Source organism: Nitrospiraceae bacterium (assembly GCA_035623075.1).
Classification (GTDB): Bacteria; Nitrospirota; Nitrospiria; order Nitrospirales; family Nitrospiraceae; genus DASPUC01.
Map to the genome: position 1 here is coordinate 1 of DASPUC010000047.1, position 8,054 is coordinate 8,054.

Below are 8,054 nucleotides of genomic sequence, written 5' to 3' on the forward strand. Positions count from 1 at the left end.
ACTCGGCAAGAGTTCAGCGGCCGTCATGCTGATACCATCCTGCAGCTCTTAGATCGGCTTGTATGTTTCATGTAGTCAACGTTTCCGAACTTATCGCGCGCCACCGTTGTGACTGAGAGCCGCCTCCGGAACCGCTGGACGGTAGCCTGTCTTCAGAATTTTCTCGATCGCAGCGCGTGGAATGCGGACCGCCCGTTTCGAGGGGCGAACAATGTCTATTTCGCGTTTGAGAACCATTTTGCGAACGGTACTGGGTCGAAGCCCAAGAGCGCTCGCCGCATCCTCAACCCGCAACAGCTCACCAAATTGAATCATGTGTCCCCCTCCTATGTTCTATCTGGCTTGCTTTTTATAGGTACGGTTTGCTATTGTCAAACCCGTAACGGGATTTTCTGTCATTTTGAGAGGATGGCGTAACTTGGTTACGGGATCGGGACTGCAAAAAGACCAACGCCGTATCAAGCCTGTTACATATAGCGATCTATTCAGGCGTTTAGGGGGACATAACCCGATTCATCAAGCAGAGTGGCTTCTGAAGTTCGCACAGAAAGACCTGACTGTCTGCTCGAACCAAGAATTTGCCTCCTTATGCGAGTTGTTCACGATCATTGGGCCCTGGGATGTAGATCACGTCCAACGGGTAGCCAATCAGCCCGCACCTCAATTCGACTGGATCGAGCCCTATACCCCGACCGGTCTGGCTCAAAAGAGCGGGATGGATCTGAATGAAGCGAGAAGGTCAGAGGGTGCCATGAAGGAGAGCGGAAAATGGTTTCAACACGAACAACAGATTGTCCGCGAGATGTATCAAACGCCGGTTTGGAAATTGTTTGACGGCCTTCTCTCGTTCGGGCAGGTGGTGACGGATGAGATTCGTCTGCGTCTTGGATTGCGAAAAGGGACGCTCACCCCACAATCACTTCCAGATCCACGAAGCCCTCACGAGATTTTCATTCATAGAGCGGCTTACATCATCCAGGCCGTAGCGGATCGGCTAAGGGTATGTGACAATCCAGAGTGCCATCGCGGGCCAAATAGTCGTCGCCGCGTGTTTATTCAAACCCGATGTGACAAAGGGCATTGTTGCGATTCGTGTGGCGCGCAAATCAGAATGCGGCGCTGGCGACAAAGCCCACCAGGTCAGACCTCCACGAAGGTGAAGCCGAAGAAAAGGTCAAAGCGCCGCCGTCGACCCTGACGCATGCCCTAAAAGTGGTCCCATTTTTTGGTCCGGGATTTTTCTAATTTTTCTGAATATATCAGGGGTACAGCCACAGAAAAAATGGATGGGGTGGGGGGTAGGGCTTGACGAGTTCCGGGGTCGGGCGACGTGGTATCAATTCCGGTAGCGGTTGCGGTATCGGTCCGGTAGCGGTTGGAGTGTCGGAACCAGGTCTGCCAGAATCGCAGCCAATCGCACAAGGAAGATCCGCGAGAAGGGCTAAAACGCCCGGAACAGAAGGGCTCGGGCCAGGAACGGGTCTCTCAGTCGTACGAAATCGCAGTCAATCGTACCAGCGGTCCAAACGGGCACGATCACACTTTGGAGCTGGCTACCTAGGTTCGATTCCTAGTCCCCCAGCCATTTTTCTCAGAGCAACCGACTCCCTCGCCGGTTCAATGCAACCGACACCGGCACGATCGCCTACGCGAAACTGGTTGACCACATTCCCCCCTTGGTGATCAAACCGACGATTTCATAACTGGGGGCCATCTGGGAGATAGAGCCGCACCATTCGTTACGGGCTTGATGGATTTCAGAATGGTAGATTCCGCAGAGGGTAATTCTAATCAACAGGTCGTGAGCCCCAACATTACGCCGCTCAAATGAGAAGGGTTGAAGAGTTTCCTTGGTAGCAGGGGTCGCGCAGCCTTTGGTCGGTACCACCACCACTTTCCTTTTCAGATAGCTGAGAGGAGGGAACTCCATCAAGATAGCGGGGACTTGGTGACAGGAACTGAGGGAGGAGAACCAGCCTGAACAATAACCAATGCCGGCTTAATCTCCTTCTTCCTCTAATTCAGGTTCAACCGTAAGCCGAGAGCCTGGAACTCGGTACTGTTCTGCGGCCCAGCTCCCAAGGTCAGTCAACTGGCATCGCTCAGAGCAGAAGGGACGCCAGGGATTCTCTTCCCAACTGGTGGGAGTTCGGCAGAGCGGGCATATCATACGGGTACTGTATCACGCCCTGGATCGCACGGATGCGAAAAGTCAGCTCGGACGGATTGGATAGGACGTCGATGCTTGCAAAAGGCGGCTTAGGCGACTCTGGTCGATGTCGGAAATCCCCATGAATTCTACGCCAAATTCACCGTAGCGGCTCCAACGGACTGCCGCAGATTCGATGGTAATGGGAGATCCCAGATCAGTTGCCCGGATGAGGATACGCATACCGGTTCCAGGATGGACGGATGTCATGGTTGTCACTGCACATCCCCCCAGAGAGAGATCGAACATCGTTCCTTCTCGAATATCTGTATTCCCCGTGGTGGAAAAGAAGACTTGGAGATCAACCGGAATTCGCGGGTACTGTCGACATTCAATCATGGCGTCTTCTCCAATTGCGGGCGTGAGGGCTGGCCTCATGCCGATAGAAGTAGTCTAACAAACCGGGGCCTGGGGTAAAGAAAAAGCGGGGAAATGGGATAAGACAGTTGGGGAAAGGAGGCTACTGAGCGGGCATCTTTTCAAAGACTTTGAGGGCGACGGCCTTCTGTCGCATTTTTTTCACCAATCCCCCGTACGACACGTCGCGGATGATGGTCGTGAATTGAGACCGATAATTGCTCACAATACTCGCCCCGTCTATGACGACGTCATAGACCCGCCAATCGCCGGAGCGGTGGATAAGTCGGAAATCGATGGGAGTATCGATTTTCCTTCCTTTCAGTTGAGTCTTGACTTCCGCAAAACCGTCTTCCTGCTGTTCGCCGAGATAGAGTACCTGTTCATCGGAACGCTCGCTGATTCGTCCGGCAAACGTGTCTCTGAGGAGTTGGACGAATAGGTCGACGAATTCTCTCTGTTCATGGTGAGTCAGCGACGACCATTGCGTTCCCAAGGTGCGTTTCGCCATTTCCTGATAATCCACACGCTGCCGGATAATCCCTTCGATTTCATGTCGGCGCTCCTCGGTCTTATCCGGACCCTTCAGTCTCTCGTCATCGAGCACACGCATCACATTTGCAATCGTACCTTGCACAGCCTCAGTGGCTTCCTCTCCGGCGGCGACAGACGAAGGAGAACCGGTCATCATGAAGAAGACAGATGAGACGGACAATACAAACTTTGTCCAGCGGGTGATGGATAGACCGAATCGTCTCATGGCTCCAAATCGGCTCCAGTTGAGGGGTTTAGGGCGTGCTTATGTAAGCCTAGCAAAGAAGCGGAGTCTGTAAAGCCGGTGCAACGTGGCGAAAAGAGGACAGATTTGTTGGTGCTAAACCGGCAAGGTGGTAGAGAGCTAGCGAGTCTGCTGAGATTTGTCGATCCTCGCCCAGGCGTCCTTGAGAGCGACCGTACGATTGAACACCGCTTTGGCTGGAGACGAATCCGAGTCGACACAGAAATACCCCAGACGTTCGAATTGAAATCGGGAGCCGGGAATGGCGTGTTGCAAACTGGGTTCTATACGGCAGCCGGTGATTCGTTCCAACGACCGCGGATTGAGGTATGTCGTCCAGTCGTGGTCGGACGGGACTTTGGCCAAATCAGCGGTTAAGAGCGGGTTATAAAGACGAACTTCCGCTTCGGCCGCGTGGAGGGCGGAGACCCAGTGGATCGTCGCTTTGACTTTACGCTGCTCTCCGGTTGAACCGCTCTTTGTCTCCGGGTCATATGTGCAACGGAGTTCGGTTAGCTCGCCACTTTGCGGGTCTTTCGTAACCCCCACGCATTTAATGATGTACGCGTACCGGAGCCGGACTTCACGGCCTGGAGCGAGGCGAAAGAATTGTTTGGGCGGATCCTCGCGAAAATCGTCTTGCTCCATAAAGAGGGTACGTGAGAATGGAACTTTCCTGGTTCCGGCCGAAGGATCTTCAGGATTATTGATTGCGTCGAGCTGTTCAACCTGCCCTTCGGGATAGTTTTCGATCACGATCTTCAGCGGACGCAACACGGCCATGGCCCGCTGGGCTCGCTTGTTGAGGTCCTCGCGAATAAAATGTTCGAGTAACTGCATTTCGACGACAGCATCTCGCTTGGCGACACCGATATGTTCGCAGAAGGCCCGGATGGACTCTGGAGTATACCCCCGCCGCCGTAAGCCCTTAATCGTGGGGAGACGCGGATCATCCCACCCGGCTACGAGTTTTTTCCCGACCAACTCCAGCAGCCTTCGCTTACTCATCACCGTGTGGGTGATATTCAATCGGGCAAATTCGATCTGCTGTGGCCGGTGTGGGGACTCGGCTTGTTCGACCACCCAGTCGTATAGCGGACGATGGTCCTCGAATTCCAATGTACAGAGAGAATGCGTGATTCCCTCGATCGCATCCGAGAGCGGATGCGCATAGTCGTAGGATGGATAGAGACACCATGTGGTGCCGGTCCGATAGTGAGCGGCATGTCGGATACGATAGAGGACCGGATCACGTAAATTAATGTTCGGCGAGGTCATGTCGATTTTGGCTCGAAGAACGTGGGCTCCATCAGCAAATTCACCAGCCCGCATGCGCTGAAATAGATCGAGACTTTCAGCAACCGACCGATCGCGATAGGGGCTGTCCTTCCCGGGCTCGGTTAACGTTCCCCGGTACTCGCGAATTTGGTCTGCCGACAGGCTGTCAACGTACGCCTTGCCTTTGGTGATCAAGCGCACCGCATAATTATAGAGCCGGTCAAAGTAGTCCGAGGCATGGAACAGCTTTCCGTGCCAATCGAACCCCAGCCAGCGTACGTCGTCTTGGATTGCTTGAACATACTCCGGATCTTCTGTGGTCGGGTTTGTATCGTCGAACCTCAGATGGCAGATCCCGCCGGGATAGTCCTGAGCGATGCCGAAGTTGAGGCAAATGGATTTCGCATGGCCAATATGGAGATAACCGTTTGGCTCGGGGGGGAAACGTGTCACAACACGTCCGCCGTGTCGCCCGGCAGCATGATCAGACGCCACGATGTCGCGGATGAAATTCGAAGCGCCGTTCGTTTCAGACACGGTTCTAGGTTGACTCCTGCGCGAATGGAACGGGACGAATCAGGTGTGGGGACTCTTCTACCACAGAACGGGGTAAGGGAGAAGGGCTTAGCAGAACGGATCCCGTCGCTTGTATCTCGTATTTCGCAAGCGAACTACGCTTCACGAGTGACGCTTCACGACTTTTCGATGAGGATCAGGCAGTCTGATGAGTCGGCAGCTGCATCACATGAAAGTCTTTTTGTGCGATGAGATGTCCGTCCATGCGAAGGCGGAATTCATAACGGCCGGGGGCGGGGAAGATCAAGGAGGGAATATTGATTCCGAAATCCGAAATTTGTAAGCGGTCTCCGATCACGATATTCGGTAATGTGGCGCGGCACACCAATTGTTCACTGTTGAGATACACGAGGTCGATGTCGAAATGATAGGTCCCTTCAGCGTCGGTCAAGCAGAAGTAGAGACCCATCTGTTGATGTTGGAACGGAAAGCTGACGGCTTGCAGATGGGTGAAGAGTCCGATGAGACTTTTCTTTTTGGTGACGCTGTCTTCAATGACCTGGTCACAGACCAAGAAGGCTTGAATGCTCGGCTTAATGATATCGGACATGGCAATATTCTACGGTGGTTCCTCCTATTGTCAAAAGGCTTCCGTATTTTCGCCGGATATGGCACAAAAGAACGATAGAGGGTGTCAGGAATTGAACAGGCCTATATTGTTCAGGATATGCCGGAACGAAAATCCACTCGTCTGAAAGCCAAGCTCCGTATCTTCTTTTCTGGTGGCGGCGTCGAGGGAGAAGGTACGGTATTGGATCTCTCCAAGACCGGCTGTCGTGTTGATTGCGAAAGCGAAATCGTCAAGGATACGGATGTCGAAGCGTGGATCTATTCGCCTGACTATGATTGGCCGCTCAAAATTGATCGAGCAGTCGTTCGGTGGGTCTCACCGAAAGTGTTCGGCCTGGAATTTTTGGAGATCCTGCCTGCCCAGAAGGAGCGGCTTCGGCTGGTGTTGAATGAGAAGAAGTTAGGTGCGTGACGACTCGTAGCACCGATAACAGATCAATCGATCAAAGCGTTGCCCCCGCGGCTTTCTATCACATCACCAAAGAGAGTCCGTCCAGTCCCGATCCGACAGTAGTGCGGGCTAATTTGAACCAATTCACCCTTATGGGTATAGAAGCTCCCCGCCGCAATGCGGATTTTTCGTCCCTGGACCAGGAACGCTTCGACCACTGTCTGTCCGTTGGATCGATCTGAAACGGTGACCGATGGAGGATTATCCGGTCGGGCGTTGACATGTAAATTGACAGTAATGGCAAAGCGTCCGACATCACCGCTCTTGATGACGTTCCGTCGAATGTGGCCCACTCGGATGCCCTTGTCGTCGTATAGATCCATGGTGAGGAGCAGGGTCTCAAGATCTGGCGCAACTTCCCAAAACATCTGCTCCTTGCCCTGAAGTTTTACTACCCCGTTGATGTTGCGGAAGACATTCGAGCCCATATGCAGCTCGAGCCCGGTCTCTGGTTTCGCCTCTTCGATGAATTCAGCGGAATCTCCGCTCTCTATTTTGTTGGATTGGAGTTGCTCGTTCATCATCTGTCTCGAATGGAACTCTCCCTGCGGCGCGGGGCATGAAGTTGTCGAAAGGTAGGCCATGTTTGTGTCTGTGTCAAGTCGTGAAAGAACGAGTCCATTCGTCGGAAAACTTTCAGAGGACCCAGAACAATTGAAAAGGCAAAAGACCCTATGCTACTGTGCCGCTCCGTTTGTGGTACGCCTGGCTGGTCCCATCGTCTAGCCTGGCCTAGGACGGGGCCCTCTCAAGGCCCAAACACGGGTTCGAATCCCGTTGGGACCACCACACTGATTTTATTGATGTTTTAGGCTCCGTGTTTGAGGAACATTCAAATGTTCCTCGAACATGGAAGAACCGTTGGTGGGAAAACTCGCCAACATTCGTCTCGCCGGCTCTTCGTAAAACGACACCGCTTGCTTCAATTGTGCGGGACGAATCATCGTATAGATCTGCGTCGTATCGATGCGCTGATGCCCGAGCAGTGCGCGCACTTGCTCGAGATCGTGTCGTTGCTCCAATACTTCCATCGCGACACCGTGACGAATGTCGTGCGGCTTCAGCATCGGGTAGCCGATCAGCTTTCCATAAAGTTTGCACAGCCGCCAGATATTCTTCCCGGTCATCGGCGCACGATGCAGTCCGATCACTCGACGTCCCCACACCGACCAGAACAGCGGCGTTTCCGGCGTCAATGTTTGGACGCTCGGTGCTAACCACTGCTCGACGTAGGAGTGGAGATAGCGCATCACCGGTTCGGGCAACGGAATGTCCCTCGTCCGTCCGCCCTTCACACGGACCCGCCGCAATCCCCAGAGCCCATCCAAGTGCCTGGCTTGAAGAGTGGCCACAGAAGCCCGCCGCATCCCCGTAAACCGCAGGATGAGAAAAATAGCGACATCCCGAGGACGCTGTCGCTTGCGCGCCGCCTCGATGAGCGCATCCATCAAACTCGGAGTGGGCACCTGCTTCGGTGGTTCGACGCGATGGGGAGGCCGATCCATACCGGCAACCGGATTGACTGGCAGCACCTCTCGCTTCACCAGCCAGGTACAAAAGCTCGAGAGAGTAGACTGCCTGGTCCTCATGCTGGACACCGACAAGTCTCGCGCGGCCATGTCGTCCATCCATTCCTGGATGATGGTCCGAGTCAAATCGGAAAGCCTGGCAACTTTTCCGTGCCGGTTGCGCACAAAAATTAAGAACTGCTCCAGATTCCAGCGAGCGGTCTGGACACCTCCTTCCGTCTTCCCTCGCTGTTTGAGTTGGTACTGACAAAACTGCTCCACTAATTCCACTAATGGTCGCGTCATGACGTTCCCTTTCCGGTCCCT

Annotated in this window: 8 protein-coding genes and 1 tRNA gene; 2 read left to right on the forward strand and 7 right to left on the reverse strand. The window is 53.8% G+C overall.

What is annotated here, in order from left to right; all coding sequences use genetic code 11:
- Window positions 1-90 precede the first annotated feature (90 nt).
- The 5 genes from VEI50_13945 to VEI50_13965 form a co-directional block, all read right to left on the reverse strand.
- A complete protein-coding gene (locus VEI50_13945; protein ID HXX76227.1) occupies window positions 91-315 on the reverse strand; it encodes a helix-turn-helix domain-containing protein in 225 nt (74 codons plus the stop codon).
- Between the two features lie 1,897 nt (window positions 316-2,212).
- Window positions 2,213-2,548 (reverse strand): PilZ domain-containing protein, encoded by a 336-nt coding sequence (locus tag VEI50_13950; GenBank protein ID HXX76228.1) that lies wholly within the window; start codon window positions 2,546-2,548, stop codon window positions 2,213-2,215.
- A gap of 121 nt (window positions 2,549-2,669) precedes the next feature.
- Window positions 2,670-3,326, reverse strand: coding sequence for an ABC transporter substrate-binding protein (locus VEI50_13955; protein HXX76229.1), 657 nt, complete (start codon window positions 3,324-3,326; stop codon window positions 2,670-2,672).
- 138 nt (window positions 3,327-3,464) lie between these two features.
- On the reverse strand, window positions 3,465-5,159 hold the full coding sequence (locus VEI50_13960) for a glutamine--tRNA ligase/YqeY domain fusion protein (protein HXX76230.1): 1,695 nt from the start codon (window positions 5,157-5,159) through the stop codon (window positions 3,465-3,467).
- A gap of 175 nt (window positions 5,160-5,334) precedes the next feature.
- A complete protein-coding gene (locus tag VEI50_13965) occupies window positions 5,335-5,748 on the reverse strand; it encodes a hypothetical protein (protein HXX76231.1) in 414 nt (137 codons plus the stop codon).
- Between the two features lie 81 nt (window positions 5,749-5,829).
- Between VEI50_13965 and VEI50_13970 the strand changes: the two genes are divergently transcribed.
- Window positions 5,830-6,180 (forward strand): PilZ domain-containing protein, encoded by a 351-nt coding sequence (locus tag VEI50_13970; GenBank protein HXX76232.1) that lies wholly within the window; start codon window positions 5,830-5,832, stop codon window positions 6,178-6,180.
- A gap of 23 nt (window positions 6,181-6,203) precedes the next feature.
- On the opposite strand, the gene VEI50_13975 is transcribed toward VEI50_13970, so the two are convergent.
- Entirely contained in the window at window positions 6,204-6,743 is a 540-nt protein-coding gene (locus VEI50_13975; GenBank protein HXX76233.1) for a hypothetical protein, read from the reverse strand.
- Window positions 6,744-6,930: 187 nt separating this feature from the next.
- On the opposite strand from VEI50_13975, the gene VEI50_13980 reads away from it, so the two are divergent.
- Window positions 6,931-7,008 (forward strand) — tRNA-Glu (locus tag VEI50_13980).
- 8 nt (window positions 7,009-7,016) lie between these two features.
- On the opposite strand, the gene VEI50_13985 is transcribed toward VEI50_13980, so the two are convergent.
- Window positions 7,017-8,054, reverse strand: a 1,038-nt coding sequence (locus VEI50_13985; GenBank protein HXX76234.1) for a tyrosine-type recombinase/integrase, incomplete at its 5' end; no start/stop codon positions are given.

Excerpts from the sequence above, each read along its gene's own strand:
- VEI50_13945 (HXX76227.1), bottom strand. The coding sequence starts at position 315 with ATGATTCAATTTGGTGAGCTGTTGCGGGTTGAGGATGCGGCGAGCGCT.
- VEI50_13950 (HXX76228.1), bottom strand. The coding sequence starts at position 2,548 with ATGATTGAATGTCGACAGTACCCGCGAATTCCGGTTGATCTCCAAGTC.
- VEI50_13955 (HXX76229.1), bottom strand. The coding sequence starts at position 3,326 with ATGAGACGATTCGGTCTATCCATCACCCGCTGGACAAAGTTTGTATTG.
- VEI50_13965 (HXX76231.1), bottom strand. The coding sequence starts at position 5,748 with ATGTCCGATATCATTAAGCCGAGCATTCAAGCCTTCTTGGTCTGTGAC.
- VEI50_13975 (HXX76233.1), bottom strand. The coding sequence starts at position 6,743 with ATGATGAACGAGCAACTCCAATCCAACAAAATAGAGAGCGGAGATTCC.